16 protein-coding genes are annotated in these 16,855 nt (G+C 67.7%); 7 read left to right on the top strand and 9 right to left on the bottom strand.

Annotated features, from left to right (window positions below):
• Position 1 precedes the first annotated feature (1 nt).
• From VMD50_RS27060 to VMD50_RS27050, 3 genes are all read left to right on the top strand, one after another.
• On the top strand, positions 2-730 hold the full coding sequence (locus tag VMD50_RS27060) for a phosphoadenylyl-sulfate reductase (RefSeq protein WP_414686190.1): 729 nt from the start codon (positions 2-4) through the stop codon (positions 728-730).
• Positions 727-1,443 carry a sirohydrochlorin chelatase gene (locus VMD50_RS27055; protein ID WP_414686189.1) on the top strand — a complete coding sequence of 239 codons (717 nt, stop codon included), beginning with the start codon at positions 727-729 and terminating at the stop codon, positions 1,441-1,443. The genes VMD50_RS27060 and VMD50_RS27055 overlap by 4 nt, the downstream gene beginning before the upstream one ends.
• Before the next feature lie 113 nt (positions 1,444-1,556).
• The gene (locus tag VMD50_RS27050; protein ID WP_325432573.1) at positions 1,557-3,491 is read left to right on the top strand and encodes a gamma-glutamyltransferase family protein; all 1,935 of its coding nucleotides are present in this window, start codon (positions 1,557-1,559) and stop codon (positions 3,489-3,491) included.
• A gap of 6 nt (positions 3,492-3,497) precedes the next feature.
• Here the strand turns inward: VMD50_RS27050 and VMD50_RS27045 are convergent, their stop codons facing one another.
• The 5 genes from VMD50_RS27045 to VMD50_RS27025 all read right to left on the bottom strand — a co-directional run bounded on the left by VMD50_RS27045 (position 3,498) and on the right by VMD50_RS27025 (position 7,812).
• Positions 3,498-4,592, bottom strand: coding sequence for a sulfate/molybdate ABC transporter ATP-binding protein (locus tag VMD50_RS27045; RefSeq protein ID WP_325432571.1), 1,095 nt, complete (start codon positions 4,590-4,592; stop codon positions 3,498-3,500).
• A 20-nt stretch (positions 4,593-4,612) separates the two neighbouring features.
• The gene (cysW, locus tag VMD50_RS27040) at positions 4,613-5,425 is read right to left on the bottom strand and encodes a sulfate ABC transporter permease subunit CysW (RefSeq protein WP_325432569.1); all 813 of its coding nucleotides are present in this window, start codon (positions 5,423-5,425) and stop codon (positions 4,613-4,615) included.
• On the bottom strand, positions 5,422-6,285 hold the full coding sequence (cysT, locus tag VMD50_RS27035; RefSeq protein ID WP_325432567.1) for a sulfate ABC transporter permease subunit CysT: 864 nt from the start codon (positions 6,283-6,285) through the stop codon (positions 5,422-5,424). Before cysT ends, cysW begins: the two co-directional genes overlap by 4 nt.
• Positions 6,282-7,328, bottom strand: a complete 1,047-nt coding sequence (locus VMD50_RS27030; RefSeq protein WP_325432565.1) for an extracellular solute-binding protein — start codon at positions 7,326-7,328, stop codon at positions 6,282-6,284. The genes cysT and VMD50_RS27030 overlap by 4 nt, the downstream gene beginning before the upstream one ends.
• Positions 7,329-7,617: 289 nt before the next feature.
• Complete coding sequence (locus VMD50_RS27025; protein ID WP_325432563.1) at positions 7,618-7,812, bottom strand: hypothetical protein; 195 nt, start codon at positions 7,810-7,812, stop codon at positions 7,618-7,620.
• Between the two features lie 54 nt (positions 7,813-7,866).
• Here VMD50_RS27025 and VMD50_RS27020 point away from each other — a divergent pair, with 54 nt between their 5' ends.
• Entirely contained in the window at positions 7,867-9,120 is a 1,254-nt protein-coding gene (locus VMD50_RS27020) for an FAD-dependent oxidoreductase (RefSeq protein ID WP_325432561.1), read from the top strand.
• Between the two features lie 58 nt (positions 9,121-9,178).
• Positions 9,179-11,218 carry a glycoside hydrolase family 15 protein gene (locus tag VMD50_RS27015; RefSeq protein WP_414686188.1) on the top strand — a complete coding sequence of 680 codons (2,040 nt, stop codon included), beginning with the start codon at positions 9,179-9,181 and terminating at the stop codon, positions 11,216-11,218.
• Between the two features lie 9 nt (positions 11,219-11,227).
• Here VMD50_RS27015 and VMD50_RS27010 read toward each other — a convergent pair whose 3' ends face one another.
• From VMD50_RS27010 to lepA, 3 genes are all read right to left on the bottom strand, one after another.
• A complete protein-coding gene (locus VMD50_RS27010; protein WP_325432653.1) occupies positions 11,228-11,965 on the bottom strand; it encodes a sensor domain-containing protein in 738 nt (245 codons plus the stop codon).
• 212 nt (positions 11,966-12,177) lie between these two features.
• On the bottom strand, positions 12,178-12,957 hold the full coding sequence (locus VMD50_RS27005) for a sensor domain-containing protein (protein ID WP_325432557.1): 780 nt from the start codon (positions 12,955-12,957) through the stop codon (positions 12,178-12,180).
• A 2-nt stretch (positions 12,958-12,959) separates the two neighbouring features.
• Positions 12,960-14,807 (bottom strand): translation elongation factor 4, encoded by a 1,848-nt coding sequence (gene lepA, locus VMD50_RS27000; protein WP_325432651.1) that lies wholly within the window; start codon positions 14,805-14,807, stop codon positions 12,960-12,962.
• Positions 14,808-14,935: 128 nt separating this feature from the next.
• On the opposite strand from lepA, the gene VMD50_RS26995 reads away from it, so the two are divergent.
• Positions 14,936-15,550, top strand: a complete 615-nt coding sequence (locus VMD50_RS26995) for a type II toxin-antitoxin system PemK/MazF family toxin (protein ID WP_325432555.1) — start codon at positions 14,936-14,938, stop codon at positions 15,548-15,550.
• An 81-nt stretch (positions 15,551-15,631) separates the two neighbouring features.
• Here the strand turns inward: VMD50_RS26995 and VMD50_RS26990 are convergent, their stop codons facing one another.
• Positions 15,632-16,060: a CBS domain-containing protein gene (locus tag VMD50_RS26990; RefSeq protein ID WP_325432553.1), complete on the bottom strand. Its 429-nt coding sequence runs from the start codon at positions 16,058-16,060 to the stop codon at positions 15,632-15,634.
• A gap of 172 nt (positions 16,061-16,232) precedes the next feature.
• Here VMD50_RS26990 and VMD50_RS26985 point away from each other — a divergent pair.
• On the top strand, positions 16,233-16,855 hold a 623-nt coding region (locus VMD50_RS26985), incomplete at its 3' end, for a ribonuclease Z (RefSeq protein WP_325432551.1).

Genomic DNA, 16,855 nt, shown 5'->3' with positions numbered 1-16,855 from the left:
GATGAGGCACACGGAAGACGAGCTGCGCGAGTTGGCCGCCCGTGGCGCGGCGGAGCTCGAGGGCGCCGGCGCCACCGAACTGCTGAGGTGGACCGACGCGAACTTCGGCGGAGTGAACGGGCCGCGCGGCTGGGCGACGTGCAACTACGTCGTGGCGTCCAGCATGCAGGAGGCGGTGCTGATCGATCTGGCCGCCAAGGTGCGGCCGGGCGTGCCCGTGATGTTCCTGGACACCGGCTACCACTTCGTGGAAACAATCGGCACCCGGGACGCGATCGAGTCCGTCTACGACATCAGGGTGGTCAACGTCACGCCGGAGCACACGGTGGCCGAGCAGGACAGGCTGCTGGGCAAGGATCTGTTCGCGCGCGACCCCGGCAAGTGCTGCCGGCTGCGGAAAGTCGCCCCGTTGGGTAAAGCGCTGCGTGGCTACTCGGCGTGGGTGACCGGCCTGCGCCGCAGCGACGCACCGACGCGCGCCAATGCCCCGGTGATCTCCTTCGACGAGGGCTACAAGCTGGTGAAGATCAACCCGCTGGCGACGTGGACCGACGAGGATATGCAGAACTACATCGACGAGCACGACGTCCTGGTGAATCCCCTTGTCTACGACGGCTATCCGTCGATCGGTTGCGAGCCCTGCACGGCCAAGCCGGCCGAGGGGGCCGACCCGCGCAGCGGACGCTGGCAGGGGCACGCCAAGACGGAATGCGGGTTGCACGCGTCGTGACCGCGCTCGTGCTGACCGCGCACGGAAGCAGGGATCCGCGGTCGGCGGCCAACGCGCGGGCCGTCGCCGACCGGGTGGCGCAGCTGCGTCCCGGCCTGGACGTGCGGCTGGCCTTCTGCGAGCTGAACGCGCCCAGCCTGGTCGACGTGCTCGACGGGCTGTCGGGTGAGGCGGTGGTGACGCCCTTGCTGTTGGCGAACGCCTACCACGCGCGCATCGACATCCCCCGCCAGATCGCCGGCGCTGGTGTTGCCGTTCCCCAGGCCGACGTGCTCGGCGAGGACTATCGGCTGATTTCGGTTCTGCGCCAACGGGTTACGCAATCGGGCGCCTCCCGGCTCGACGACGGGCTCGGTGTACTCGTCGTGGCGATCGGTTCGTCCGACCCGGCGGCCAACGCGCGCACCGCGCGGGTGGCGCCGAAGCTGCTGGCCGGCACTCGGTGGGCGGCCGCGACGACGGCTTTCGTGACTCGTCCGGAACGCTCGTTGGCCGAGTCGGCCGCCGCCTTGCGCCGGCGGGGCGCCCGACGGGTGGTCATCGCGCCGTGGTTCCTGGCGCCGGGGCTACTGCCGGACCGGGTGCGGGGCTTCGCGGACGGTGCCGGCATCGCGATGGCGGCACCATTGGGCGCACACCGGCTGGTGGCCGAAACCGTGCTCGACCGCTTCGACCGGGCGCTCAGCTCGTGGGTCAACCGCATAGCGGCCTGAGCTGGCGGCGTATCGATTTACTTCCCACAACGGCATCACCCGCCGCAGGACGCGGAGATCTGTCGGTCGGATCGCCGCCGGATTGGCGCGATTAGTCCAGTAAACTTCGTGGCTTGAACACGCCGTCGATCGCAGCTCTGCTGACCGCTCTGGTGCTAGGGCTGGCCGCGTGTGGCGGCAACCATGCGGCTGGGCCGCACGCGGCGGGTCCGTGCGAGATCGTACCCAACGGCACGCCGGCGCCCGAGACCCCTTCGGCCTCAACCCCTTCGGCGCGGAACACCGCGGCCCGCCCCGAGACCGCGACCGGATACCGCAGCGACATGACCGTGGTGCGCACGGCCCGCTACGCGGTGGCCACCGCCAACCCCCTGTCGACCCAGGCCGCCTGCCGGGTGCTGCGTGACGGTGGCACGGCCGCCGACGCGATGGTGGTGGCCCAGGCGGTGCTGGGTTTGGTCGAACCGCAGTCTTCGGGCCTGGGCGGCGGCGGATTCGCGGTCTACTACGACGCGCGCACCGGTTCGGTGCAGGCCTACGACGGCCGCGAGACCGCCCCCGCAGGCGCGGACGAGAACTACCTGCGCTGGATCAGCGACGCCGATCGCACGGCACCCCTACCCAGCGCGCGCGCCTCGGGGCGATCGATCGGGGTGCCGGGCATTCCCCGGATGCTCGAACTCGTCCACAACGAGCACGGCCGCACGCCATGGCGCGACCTCTTCGCCCCCGCGCAGGCGTTGGCGGACAACGGTTTCGACATCAGCCCCAGGCTGGCCGCCGCCATCGCCGACTCGGCGGCGCAGCTGCGGGCCGACTCGCAGGCGCGCGGATACTTCCTGAACCCGGACGGCAGCCCGAAGTCCTCGGGAACCCGGCTGACGAACCCGGCATACTCAAAGACCTTGTCGGCCATCGCCTCCGCGGGCGTCGACGCCTTCTACACCGGCGACATCGCCCACGACATCGCCGCCGCAGCGGGCGACACTTCGAGTGGGCGCACCCCAAGCCTGATGACCACCGACGACCTGGCCGGCTACGTCGCCAAAAAACGCGACCCGCTGTGCGCGTCGTATCGGGGCCGGCAGGTCTGCGGCATGCCCACCCCGTCGTCGGGCGGCGTCGCGGTGGCGGCCACGCTGGGAATCCTCGAGCATTTCCCAATGGGCGACTACCCGCCCAGCCACGCCGACCTCAACGGTGGTCGGCCGAGTGTGCTGGGCGTTCACCTGGTCTCCGAAGCCGAGCGGCTGGCCTACGCCGACCGTGACAAGTACGTCGCCGACGCCGATTTCGTCGCGCTGCCCGGCGGCTCCCTCGCCACGCTGATCGACCCCGGCTATCTGGCCGGGCGCGCCGCGCTGATCTCGCCGCAGCACAGCATGGGGACCGCCAAGCCGGGGGACTTCGGCACGCCCGGCGGCGTCGCACCACCCGGGAGGGAACACGGCACCAGCCACGTCAGCATCATCGACTCCTACGGCAATGCGGCCGCGTTCACGACGACCGTCGAGTCGCCGTTCGGCTCGTTCCACATGGTCGACGGTTTCGTCCTCAACAACCAGCTCACCGATTTCGCCGCCGACCCGCGCGCGGCCGACGGATCGCCGGTGGCCAACCGCGTCCAGCCGGGGAAGCGGCCGCGCAGCTCGATGGCGCCCACGCTGGTGTTCGATCCCGGGCCGGCGGGGCGGGGCGCGCTGTACGCGGTGACGGGCTCGCCCGGCGGTTCCACGATCATCCAGTATGTCGTGAAAACGCTTGTCGCGATGCTGGATTGGGGCCTCAACCCGCAGCAGGCGGTGTCCCTGGTCGATTTCGGCGCGGACAACTCACCACTTACCAACGTCGGCGGCGAGGATCCCGAGATCAACCGGTCCGACAACGGCGACCACGATCCGCTGGTGCAAGGCCTGCGCGCACTGGGCCATCAGGTGAACCTGACCGACCAGTCCAGCGGGCTTTCCGCGATCACCCGAAGCGCATCGGAATGGACCGGCGGCGCCGATCCCCGCCGCGAGGGCGCGGTCATCGGCGACAACGGATAACAAAGGTCAGGCCGACGTCAGCGTGCTCCGGTCTTTGTCGGCGCCCCCGACTCCCCCGCTCCCCGGGATCGCGATGTCGCCAGGCAGGGGTGGGACACGGGTGGCCCGCACGTAGACGGTGTCCCCGTCGCGCAACGCCAGCGCTTCGGCGTCGCCGCGGGTGATCTGCGCGGTGAAGGCGCCCCCGGTGGCCGCACTGGTCATCTCCACGCGCACCTCGAAACCCAGGGCGACCACACGGTCCACCTTGGCGCGCACGACTCCGATCGATTCTGCGGTGCCGTCTCCGCCCGCGACGGCCATGTCCGGCTTGCGGCCGACCCGGATGTCGTGCGGACGCACCAACGCACCATTGAGCTCGGAGACGGCGCCCAGAAACGACATCACGAACGCGCTCGCCGGTGAGTCATACACCTCGGTGGGCGATCCGACCTGCTCGATGCGCCCCTTGTTCAGCACCGCGATCCGGTCGGCCACATCGAGCGCCTCCGCCTGGTCGTGGGTGACCAGCACCGTGGTGACGTGCACCTCGTCGTGCAGGCGCCGCAACCACGTCCGCAGGTCCTCGCGGACCTTGGCGTCCAGCGCCCCGAACGGCTCGTCGAGCAGCAGCACCTGCGGGTCGACGGCCAGCGCCCGGGCCAGCGCCATACGCTGTCGTTGGCCGCCGGAAAGCTGGTTGGGATAGCGGGTCTGAAATCCGCTCAGCCCCACCACCTCCAGCAGGTTGTCGACCTTCTCCTTGATTTCGGCCTTGGGCCGCTTGCGGATCCTCAACCCATACGCCACGTTGTCCCGGACGGTCAGGTGCTTGAACGCCGCGTAGTGCTGGAACACAAACCCGATGCCGCGGCGCTGCGGCGGCACCCCGGTGACGTCGCGACCGTTGATCGTGACGGTTCCGCTGTCGGGCTGGTCCAGGCCGGCGATGGCCCGCAGCAGCGTCGACTTGCCCGAACCGCTGGGACCCAACAATGCCGTCAGCGAGCCCTTCGGCACGACGAAGTCCACATGGTCCAGGGCGATGAAGTCGCCGTACTGCTTGTAGGCGTCGTGCACGATGATCGCGTTGTCACCGCGCTCGGGCCGGTTGTCGGTCATCACGAGTCTCCTTGTCGCGCTTATTTGGTCGCTCGTGCCCGGCGGACGTCGAGAACCAGCTGGAAGATCAGGACGAGCACGGCCACCCCCATCAGCAGGGTCGACAGCGCGTAGGCGCCGTACTCGGCCCCGCGGTTGTACCGATCCGCCACGAGCAATGTCAGGGTCTGCGACTTACCCGGCAGGTTGGACGACACGATGATCACCGCGCCGAATTCGCCGAGTGTGCGCGCCACGGTCAGCACGATGCCGTACGTCAAACCCCACCGGATCGATGGCAACGTGATCCGCCAAAAGGTCTGCCACCAGCTGGATCCCAGGGTGGCCGCCGCCTCCTCCTGGTCGGTTCCCAGCTCGTGCAGCACCGGCTCCACCTCGCGCACCACGAATGGCAGGGTGACGAAGATGCTGGCCAGCACGATCCCGGGCAGTCCGAAAATGATCTTGAACCCGAGGTCGCGTTCGACGAACCCGAAGGCGCCGGCCGCCCCCCACAGCAGGATCAACGCCACGCCCACGATGACGGGCGACACCGCGAACGGCAGATCGATGACCGCCTGCAGCACCCCCTTACCGCGAAAGCGGTTGCGCGCCAGAACCAGCGCGGTCGGAACGCCGAACACCACGTTGAGCGGCACCACGATCGCGACCACCAGCAGCGTCAAGTTCAGCGCCGATATCGCCGCCGGTGTGCTCACCCAGTCGAAGAACTGACCGACACCGGGCCGGAATGTCCGCCACAGGATCAGCGACACCGGCACGACGAGCAACACGAAGATGTAGGCGAGCGCCACGGACCGGATGAGATAGCGGATCCCGGGCGACGACGTCATGCGGCCAGCTCCTCACGCTTGGCGGCACGCCCGCCCACGATCCGCAAGATGAGCAGCACGAAGAACGAAATTGCCAGCAGCACTATTGATATCGCGGCGGCACCGGTGCGGTCATCGTTCTCGATCAGCGTCCGTATCCACTGCGATGACACCTCCGTCTTGCCGGGGACGGCGCCACCGATCAGCACGACCGACCCGAACTCGCCGATCGCTCGCGAGAACGCCAGCCCCGCACCGGATAACAGGGCGGGCGTCAGGGACGGCAACACGACCGAGGTGAAGACCTTCGGGCCGCTGGCGCCCAGCGACGCCGCCGCCTCCTCGGTCTCCCGGTCGATTTCCAGCAGCACGGGCTGAACGGCGCGCACCACGAAGGGCAGTGTCACGAAGGCCAGCGCCACGGCCACCCCCCAGGGGGTGTGCTGCAGGTGAAGGCTTACCGGGCTGCTGTTGCCATACAGGGCCAGCATCACCAGGCTGGCCACGATGGTCGGCAGCGCGAACGGCAGGTCGATGATCGCGTCGACGAGCCGCTTGCCGAAGAAGTCGTCGCGCACCAGTACCCACGCGATCAACAGGCCGAAGACCACGTTGAGGGCGGTCACCCCGGCGGAGATGGTCAGCGTCACCCGGAACGACTCCAGCGCCGCGTTCGACGTGACCGCGAGCCAGAAGGCGTGCCGGCCGCCCGCGGCGGCCTGCCACGCGATCGCGGCCAACGGCAGCAGCACGATCACCGAAAGCCACAGCGTCGCAGCGCCCACCCGCAGCGACGTGGTTCCGGATCCGCGCAGACGCCATAAACCCGGGGGCGCCTGCCGGGCGTCGCCGCGGTGCTCGGGCGCAACGGTGGCCGTCATCCGGTGGCCTGCATGTAGATCTTGGTGATGCTGCCGGTGTTCTTGTCGAACAGCTGCGGATCCGTTGTGCCCCAACCGCCGAGGTCGGCGATCGTCCACAGTTTGGTCGGCGCCGGATACCGGTCGCGGAACTCGGCGGCGACGGCCGGATCGACCGGCCGGAAGCCGGCCTGCGCCCACACCTTCTGCGCGGCGGCGGTGTACTGGAAGTTCTTGAAGGCGACGGCGGCGTCCAGGTGGGAGCTGGTGGTCACCACCGCCACCGGGTTCTCGATCTTGAAGGTCTGCGGCGGGTTGATGTGCTCGACGGGTTTGCCGGCCCGCTCGGTGGCGATCGCCTCGTTCTCGTAGCTGAGCAGCACGTCGCCGCTGCCCTGGACGAAGACGTCGGTGGCTTCCCGTCCCGATCCGGGCCGCAGCTTGACGTGTTCGCTCACCAGCTTGTTGATGAAGTCGATGCCGGCCTGGCTGTTGGTGCCGCCCTCGCTCTTGACGGCGTAGGGGGCAAGCAAATTCCACTTGGCCGATCCCGAACTCAACGGGCTGGGCGTGACGACCTCGATACCGGGCCGCAACAGGTCATCCCAGTCCCTGATGTTCTTCGGATTGCCCTTGCGCACCACCAGCGTCACCACCGACCCGAAGGGGATTCCCTTGGTGGCGTCGGTGTTCCAGTCCTTGGAAACCTTGCCGGCCTTGACCAACCGGGTGACGTCGGGTTCGACCGAGAAGTTGACGAGATCAGCCGGCTTACCCTCGGCTACGCCCCGTGACTGGTCGCCGGAGGCGCCGTACGAGGTGATCACCTGTATGCCCTTGCCCTCGCCGGAGGCGTTGAACGCGGGAATCACCTTGCTCCAGCCGGGTTCTGGAGCGGAATACGCGACCAGCGTGATGCTGGTGTGCGCATTGCCGGGCCCGCCGCCCCCCACGACGTCGCTGGGGCCGCCCGCGCACGCGGCGACGACACCGGCGATCAGCGCGAGGGCCCCCACACACCGGACGAGCCGCGGGCGCGGGGCGCTGGCGATGTCGTTGAGCATTGGTGGCCTTTCGGTGCGCGGACTTAGCGGTTGGCGTCCCGTTGCGGCGGAAAAGCGTTGAGCATTGCAGGAGAGTTCACGACTCCAGACCAGACCGCACACGGGTTTGGGAATCAGCGACAACGGTGCGCGAACACGGCGCATGCGAAAACGCCGGATGCCACGTGCATGTCGCGAAGCCTAACAGGATTCGCTGGGCCCGTCCTCTCAGTGCGTCGCCAGCCACGCGACGATCACCAGCACGACGAGTGTGATCAGAATCAAGGTCACGTGTGACCTGGGCATGCGCTTACCCGGGCGCCTCATCGGCGTGCCCGACGCGGCGCATGAGCTTGATGCCCCGTCCGAGCAGGCCGTCGAGCAGGGTCGCCCCGCCGTAGGCCACCGCCAAAACGATGGGCATCACGATCAGGGCCTGCAGCACGAACGGCAGGCCGGAAAGCCACAGCTCGTTGCCGTCCCACCAATTCAGGAACGCGCTCACCCGGCTCACCCTATTCGCCCCGGCATCCGAAACCCAATGTGCCAGGATCGTGCGGTGTCCCCAGCGCCTCCCCCGCCACCCGGACCCGCCGCAGCCGACGCGACGACCGTTCTCGTCGCCGGCGGCGGACCGGCGGGCATGATCCTCGGGCTGCTGCTGGCCCGGGCCGGCATAAAAGTCACGGTGATGGAAAAACACGCCGACTTCCTGCGCGATTTCCGCGGCGACACCGTGCACGCGAGCACGTTGCGGCTGCTCGACGAACTCGGGTTGGGGCCGCGGTTCGCGCAACTTCCCCATCGCCTCGTCGACAGCATCCGCATGGAGATACAGAACACCCCGGTGAGCCTCGACCTGACCCGCCTGCCGGGCGCGCATCAGCACATCGCCCTGGTGCCGCAGTGGGACTTCCTCGAGATGGTGGCCGCCGCCGCCGAGGACGAACCGACCTTCCGGCTGTTGCGCAGCACCGAGGTCACCGGCGTGATCCGCGACGGCAACCGCGTCGCCGGGGTCACCTACCGCGACCGGACGGGCGAAACGAAACAGATGCGCGCCGTCTTGACGGTGGCCTGCGATGGCCGCTCGTCGACCGTGCGCACCGCGGTGGGAATGACGCCCCGTAGCTTCGGCGCGCCCATGGACGTGTGGTGGTTCCGGTTGCCGCGCCGGCCCGACGATCCGAGCGGACTGGCCGGTGTGCTGCGCGCCGGGCACGCGACGATCACGATCGACCGCGGTGATTACTACCAGATCGCCTACATCATTCCGAAAGGCACCGACGCCGAGCTGCGGGCCCAAGGCATCGAGGCGCTGCACCGGGCGTTGATCGGCATGGTGCCCTGGCTGGCCGACCGCGTTGACACGCTGACGTCCTTCGACGACGTGAAACTCCTTGACGTGCAGCTCAATCGGCTCCGCCGCTGGTATTCCGACGGGGTGCTGCTGATCGGCGATGCGGCCCATGCGATGTCGCCGGTCGGCGGTGTCGGGATCAACCTGGCGGTGGCCGACGCGGTGGCGACGGCCCGGATCCTGGCCCGGCCGCTTCGTGCGGGACACGTGTCCACTTGGCAGCTGGCGCGGGTGCAGGCGCGCCGCTGGTTCCCGACGGCGATCCTGCAAGCGGCACAACGCATGATCCACGCCGACGTCATCGCGGTCGCGGTGGCCGGCGGTGATGTGCCGGCGCCGCTAGGCGTGCGCCTGGCGAGCCGGGCAGTGGCCTTGCGGCGACTCGTCGGCTACCTGGTGGCGATCGGCCCGCTGCCGGAGCACGTGCCGAAATACGCCAGGCGCCCCCGCTAAACCCGACATCCGGTGCAAACATTGGACGCCGGGCAGGTTGACGGTCGATGATGTCGGGATGGTTCTGCAAGCCCAGCCAGATGACCAACCCGCAGACGCCGCGCCTGAGGAAGGGTTTGAACCATTCCCAGCACCGGCCATGGCTTCCTCCCTCGATTTCAGCGCGCCCGCGCCGTTTGCGTCGATCGGATCGTTGCGGAACCCGTTTCCCCCTATCGCCGATTACGCCTTCCTCTCGGACTGGGAGACGACCTGCCTGATTTCGCCGGCCGGCTCGGTGGAGTGGATGTGTCTGCCACGGCCGGACTCGCCGAGCGTCTTCGGCGCGATCTTGGACCGCAGCGCCGGGCACTTCCGGCTAGGCCCCTACGGGGTCTCGGTGCCGTCGGCCCGCCGTTACCTTCCCGGCAGCCTGATCATGGAAACCACCTGGCAGACCCACACCGGGTGGGTGATCGTGCGTGACGCGCTGGTGATGGGACCCTGGCACGACATCGAGCGCCGATCACGCACGCATCGTCGCACCCCGATGGACTGGGACGCCGAACACATCCTGTTGCGCACCGTGCGGTGCGTCAGCGGCACGGTCGAACTGATGATGAGCTGCGAGCCCGCCTTCGACTACCACCGCGTCGGGGCCAGCTGGGAATACTCGGCCAATGCGTACGGGGAGGCGATCGCACGGGGGAACAGGCAGCCTGATGCCCACCCGACGCTGCGGCTCACCAGCAACCTGAGGATCGGTCTGGAGGGCCGCGAAGCGCGGGCACGCACCCGGATGAAGGAAGGCGACGACGTGTTCGTCGCCCTGAGTTGGACCAAGCACCCGGCGCCGCAGACCTATCAAGAGGCCGCCGACAAAATGTGGCAAACCACCGAGTGCTGGCGGCAATGGATCAACATCGGCAACTTTCCCGACCACCCGTGGCGGGCATACCTTCAGCGCAGCGCGCTCACGCTGAAGGGTTTGACGTACTCGCCAACCGGTGCACTGTTGGCGGCCTCCACCACGTCGCTCCCGGAAACACCGCACGGCGAGCGCAACTGGGATTATCGCTACGCCTGGGTGCGGGACTCGACCTTCGCGTTGTGGGGCCTGTACACCCTGGGGCTGGACCGCGAGGCCGACGACTTCTTCGCGTTCATTGCCGACGTCTCCGGCGCCAACAGCAACGAGCGCCACCCGCTGCAGGTGATGTACGGCGTCGGCGGCGAGCGCAGCCTGGTCGAAGACGAGCTGCACCATTTGTCCGGTTATGACCATGCCCGGCCGGTGCGGATCGGCAACGGGGCCTACAACCAAGACCAGCACGATATCTGGGGCAGCATCCTGGACTCGTTCTACCTGCACGCCAAGTCGCGTGAGCAAGTCCCCGAGACCTTGTGGCCGGTACTGAAAAAGCAGGTGGAAGAGGCCATCAAGCACTGGCGCGAACCTGATCGCGGAATCTGGGAGGTCCGCGGCGAACCGCAGCACTTCACCTCCTCCAAGGTGATGTGCTGGGTGGCGCTCGATCGCGGGGCCAAGCTGGCCGACAAGCAGGGAGAGAAGAGCTACGCCCAGCAGTGGCGCGCCATCGCCGAGGAAATCAAGGCCGACATTCTGCAACACGGCGTGGACTCCCGCGGTGTGCTGACCCAGCGCTACGGCAGCGATGCGCTGGATGCCTCGCTGCTACTGGCGGTGCTGACGCGGTTCCTGCCACCGGACGACCCTCGGATACGCAACACCGTGCTGGCGATCGCCGACGAACTGACCCAGGACGGCCTGGTGCTGCGCTACCGCGTCGAAGAAACCGACGACGGCCTGTCCGGCGAGGAGGGCACCTTCACGATCTGCTCGTTCTGGCTGGTGTCCGCACTGGTCGAGATCGGCGAGGTGAGCCGCGCCAAGCGGCTGTGCGAGCGACTGCTGTCCTACGCCAGCCCGCTGCACCTGTACGCCGAGGAGATCGAGCCGCGTACCGGGCGGCACCTGGGCAATTTCCCGCAGGCGTTCACCCACCTGGCGCTGATCAACGCGGTGGTGCACGTCATCCGGGCCGAGGAGGAGGCGGACAGCACCGGGGGTTTCCAGCCCGCGAACGCTCCCATGTGAAACGCGGGGTCAGATCAGCGCGCGAATTTTGTCCATCATGGCGTGCGCGATGTCGATGGCGGCGGCATTGAAATTGCCCGCGGTGCCCGATCCCTGGCCCAGCGGGTTCGAGCCGTGAAACACGTCGACCTCGACCTCGATAACGCAATTGCCGCGCACCCCGATGGCGCGGCCCGCGGGAATTGATTCCGCATCCCAATTGGGCTCCGCATCGCGGGGCGTCCATCCGACCGAAACGGTCGCCGCGAGAAGGGAAGTGAAAGCCTGCACATTGGTGATCTTGCCTTTGAGCCTGAAAACGCTGCCCGGCAGCGACGTCGTCGTGCCGTCGCATTTCTGCCATTGCTGGGAGAAGTCCCTGAACAACGCCTGGGCGTCGTCGGCCGTGGGCAGGCTGACCACGCCCTCCTGGACGCTGGTCACATCGGCGGATTTGGCGGCGTGCCGCCAGGTCTCGACCGCGACATCCTCGACCTTGCTGGATTGATAGACGCTTTGCTGCAGCATCGCCGCGACGCCGAGACAGTCGTCAGGCAAAGCCGGCGCATCGTCCCGCAACTCCTCGGCGCCGCCGAACCGCGGCGGGAAACGAGGATCAATGTTCAAGGACTGCTTGACGATTCGCGATAGCGTTCTGTCGTCAAGCAGCACGTGGTCGACGGTCAGCCCGGTGAGCGGTCGCGACGTCAAACTCGGCGCCGGTTTCGCTGTGCCCCCGACCGTCGCAGCGCAGCCGGCGACGAGCATCACGGTCGCCGGTAAAACAACGAAAAACCAGCGAATTCGCTTGGTGTCACACGCATTTCTCGACAAACGGACGGTGAGCTGCGTCCATCCCCCGATGTTCTTCATTGGTTCCTTGCCTCTTACTCCGGTTTACCCGCAGTTTAGGTTTGGGGTGATGTGATCGCCGTAAGCCACACCGAAGGCACAGCGCAAAGCCAGCAAAGTCTCAGGCGTCAGCTCAGGGCGTTGACCTTGTCCATCATGGCGTGCGCGATGTCGATGGCGCTGGTGTCGACGTTGCCCGATCCCGGGTCGGAAGGGCGACGCTCGCCGAAGAAGACCACCTCGACCTCGACCAGGCAGTTCAGCTGGACACCGATCGCTCGCGCCTGGGGCGTGGGCTGCAGCGGTGGCATGTCGGGCAACGTCGATGTCGCGGTATTGGTCGCCGCCACAATCGTATTCGAGGGATTGGCAACGCGGACGTCGCTGATCGCGTTCGTCGTGCTGATCGGGCCGGTTTGTTGCGTCACCGTCGTGCCCGCGCACTGCTGCCACTGCTGCGAGAATTGCGCGAACAGCGCGTTGGCCTGCGCGGCCGAGGGCAGCGTGACCACGCCCTCTATCACGGTGAGCACCTGCGCCGGCTCGCCATTGTTCCACCACGACTCCGACGCGACGTCCTTCACTTGAGCAGGCTGGGGGCCTTGCTGGTAAACGCTTTTCCGCAGCATCGCGGCCACGCCCAGGCAACTGGCCGGCGACACCGTTTCGTCCTTGTGGTAGAGCGCCTCGGGGCCGCCGAACTCGGGTGGGTTGCGGGCGACAAACGGCTGGTCGAGCATCCGCGACAGCGCGGCACCGTCGAGGAGCACCTGCTTGACGGCCTCACCGGTAAGCGGCCGGGGCTTCAGATTCGGCGCCGGCTTCGCGGTGCCGTTCACGACTCCGCCACAGCCCACCGCCAACGCGGCGACCACCAACAACGCCGCCGCCGGCCCAACCCTGCGCACGGCTATTTCTTACCCTTGTCCCCGGCCGCGTCGGTCGACAGCGCGGCAACGAACGCTTCCTGCGGCACCTCGACCCGGCCGATAATCTTCATCCGCTTCTTGCCTTCCTTCTGCTTTTCCAGAAGTTTGCGTTTGCGGGTGATGTCACCGCCGTAGCACTTGGACAGCACGTCCTTGCGGATCGCCCGGATGTTCTCGCGGGCAATGATTTTCGATCCGATCGCCGCCTGCACCGGCACCTCGAACTGCTGGCGCGGGATGAGCTCCTTGAGCTTGGTGGCCATCTTGTTGCCGTAGGCGTAGGCCGAATCCTTGTGCACGATCGCGCTGAACGCGTCGACGGCTTCGCCCTGAAGCAGGATGTCGACCTTGACCAGTTCGGCCTCCTGCTCGCCGGCCTCCTCGTAGTCGAGGCTCGCATAACCGCGGGTACGCGACTTCAGGGAATCGAAGAAGTCGAAGATGATCTCGCCGAGCGGCATGGTGTAGCGCAGTTCCACCCGTTCGGGAGACAGATAATCCATCCCCCCGAGCTCGCCGCGCCGGGACTGGCACAGTTCCATGATCGTGCCGATGAATTCGCTGGGCGCGATGATGGTGGTCTTCACCACGGGCTCGTAGACCGTGCGAATCTTGCCCTCCGGCCAGTCCGACGGGTTCGTCACGGTGATCTCGGTCCCGTCCTCTTTGATCACCCGGTAGACGACGTTGGGTGAGGTCGAGATCAGGTCCAGGTCGAACTCGCGCTCCAGGCGCTCGCGGGTGATCTCCATGTGCAGCAGACCCAGGAAGCCGCAGCGGAACCCGAAGCCCAGCGCCACCGACGTCTCCGGCTCGTAGGTCAGCGCGGCGTCGTTGAGCTGCAGCTTGTCCAGGGCGTCGCGCAGGTCCGGGTAGTCGGAGCCGTCGACGGGATACAGCCCCGAGTACACCATCGGCTTGGGCTCGCGGTAGCCCGTCAGCGCCCGGGTGGCGCCGTGCCGGGCCGTCGTCACCGTGTCGCCGACCTTGGACTGGCGGACATCCTTGACGCCGGTGATCAGGTAGCCGACCTCCCCCACGCCCAGGCCCTCGCTGGGCTTGGGTTCGGGCGAGACGATGCCGACCTCGAGCAGTTCGTGGGTGGCGCCCGTCGACATCATCGCGATGCGCTCCCGCGGCGTGATCTTGCCGTCCACCACCCGGACGTAGGTGACCACGCCGCGATAGACGTCGTAGACCGAGTCGAAGATCATGGCGCGGGTGGGCGCGTCGGCGTCGCCTTGCGGGGGCGGCACCTGGCGGACCACCTCGTCGAGCAGCTCGGGCACGCCCTCGCCGGTTTTGCCCGATACGCGCAGCACGTCGCCCGGTTCGCAGCCGATGATGTGCGCGATCTCGCCGGCGTAGCGGTCCGGGTCGGCGGCGGGCAGGTCGATCTTGTTGAGCACCGGGATGATGGTCAGGTCGCGATCCAGCGCCAGGTAGAGGTTGGCCAGCGTCTGGGCTTCGATGCCCTGGGCCGCATCGACCAGCAGGATGGCGCCCTCGCAGGCCTCCAGGGCGCGCGACACCTCGTAGGTGAAGTCGACGTGGCCCGGAGTGTCGATAAGGTGCAGAACGTACTGTTGATCTCCGACTTGCCAGGGTAGCCGCACGTTCTGCGCCTTGATGGTGATCCCGCGCTCGCGCTCGATGTCCATCCGGTCCAGGTACTGGGCGCGCATCGACCGCTCATCGACGACGCCGGTGAGCTGAAGCATCCGGTCCGCCAGCGTCGACTTGCCATGGTCGATGTGAGCGATGATGCAGAAATTCCTGATCTGCGCCGGCGGCGTGAAGGTCTTGTCGGCGAAACTGCTGATGGGAATCTCCTGGTCGGGGCCTGCTCGAGGCCGGGTAGGCGGCGGTGCGCCGGTGTATTCAGGGTATCTGTGCGGGGTGGTCGGGACCTACTTGGACGCGATCGCACCCGGCCGCCCGCGTCTATGCTCCAAATATGGCAGCGGCCAAGAAGTCGTCCGGGAAATCTCAGTGGAAGGCGTTTCAGCGGTTCGCGGAGAACCTGGTATTCGACCGCGCCCCGCGGCTGGCCCGGCACGTCCAGACCTCGCAGACCGTACTGCGGGAACTTCAGCACGCGGTGAAGATCACCGCGAACGTCATCGCCGCGGCCGCCCCGCAGCCACCGGCGGCGGTCACCGCCGGCCGGCCGGTGACCAGCACCAGCTTTCCCACCGCTCAGCGGGCGCGCAAACTGGTCTACGCCCCGAACCTCGACGGCCGGGCCGATCCCGGAGAAATCGTCTGGACGTGGGTGGTCTACGAAGACGACCCAAGCCGCGGCAAGGACCGACCGGTCCTCGTCGTGGGTCGTGACCGACGCGTCCTGCTCGGGCTGATGGTGTCCAGCCAGGAGCGGCACGCCGGTGATCGCGACTGGGTCGGGATCGGCGCCGGCGCTTGGGATTACGAGGGCAGGGAAAGCTGGGTCCGGCTGGACCGGGTGCTCGACGTGCCCGAGGAGGGCATTCGCCGCGAGGGCGCGATCCTGGACCGCGAGATCTTCGACGTGGTGGCCGCCCGGCTGCGCGCGGAGTACGCGTGGAGCTAGTCAGCGCTTCGCCGAGCGTGTGACCACTGCGAGAAAACGGCAAAATTTTCGCGCCGTGTACACGTTCGGCGAAACGGGTAATCAGCCCTGCGTGATGTAGGACTGCAGCTGCTGCTGCTCGGCCTCGAGCTCTTCCATCCGGGTCTTCACCACGTCACCGATGCTGACGATGCCGATCAGCTTCTTGCCGTCCAGCACCGGCACGTGGCGCACCCGGTTCTTGGTCATCAGCACGCTCAAGGAGTCCACCGTGTCGGATTTGGTGCAGGTGGCGACGGTGGAGGTCATGATCTTCGAGACCGGTCTGGACAGCACACTGGCGCCGTGCGTGTGCAGTTGGCGCACGACGTCGCGCTCGGAGACGATGCCGACGACTCCTTCGTCGCCCACCACCACCATGGCGCCGATGTTTTGCTCGGCGAGGCCGGCGAGCAACTCCCTGACGGTTGCGTCGGGGTTGATCGTCACCACCGCCGCGCCCTTGTTCCGCAAGACGTCCGCAATCCGCATTAGGGCCTCCAGCCGGTTGTGATCCGCTTCACACCAGGTTACGGCTAACTCGCGCGCCGGGAAAGCCACCACGAGAACCGGGACCGGGGCCTCCCACACCCAGGGTTTGACGGCCCAAACCCGGATCGGCCAAACGCCACTGGGCTCGGGCGCGGCTTGCAAGGATGGGGCCATGATCGAGATCACTTTGCTGGGAACCGGAAGCCCCATTCCCGACCCCAACCGCGCCGGGCCGTCGACCCTGGTGCGGGCCGGCGGGCAGGTGTTCCTGGTGGACTGCGGGCGTGGAGTGCTGCAGCGCGCGGCGGCGGTCGGTGTGGGCGCCGCCGGGTTGTCGGCGCTGCTGCTGACCCATTTGCACAGCGACCATATCGGCGACCTCGGCGACCTTCTCATCACCCGCTGGATCACGACGTTCGCGCCCGACGCCCCGCCGCTGCCGATCATCGGGCCGCCCGGCACCGCGGAGACGGTGGAGGCGACGCTGAAGGCGTTCGGCCACGACATCGGCTACCGGATCGCCCATCACGCCGATCTGAACGCGCCGCCGGCGGTCGAGGTGCACGAAGGCACCGAAGGCCCGGTCTGGGACCGCGACGGGGTGTCGATCCGGGTCGCACCGACCGATCACCGGCCGGTGGCACCGACCATCGGCTTCCGCATCGGGGCCGACGGCTCCTCGGTGGTGCTGGCCGGGGATACCGTTCCGTGCGCCGGCCTGGACGAATTGGCCGGCGGCGCCGACGCTTTGGTGCACACCGTGATCCGCAAGGACATCGTCGCCAACATCCCGCA

The organism is Mycobacterium sp. (assembly GCF_035506235.1).
Classification (GTDB): domain Bacteria; phylum Actinomycetota; class Actinomycetes; order Mycobacteriales; family Mycobacteriaceae; genus Mycobacterium.
Note: the sequence above shows the minus strand (reverse complement) of the source record. Positions and strands in the feature narration are given on the sequence as shown.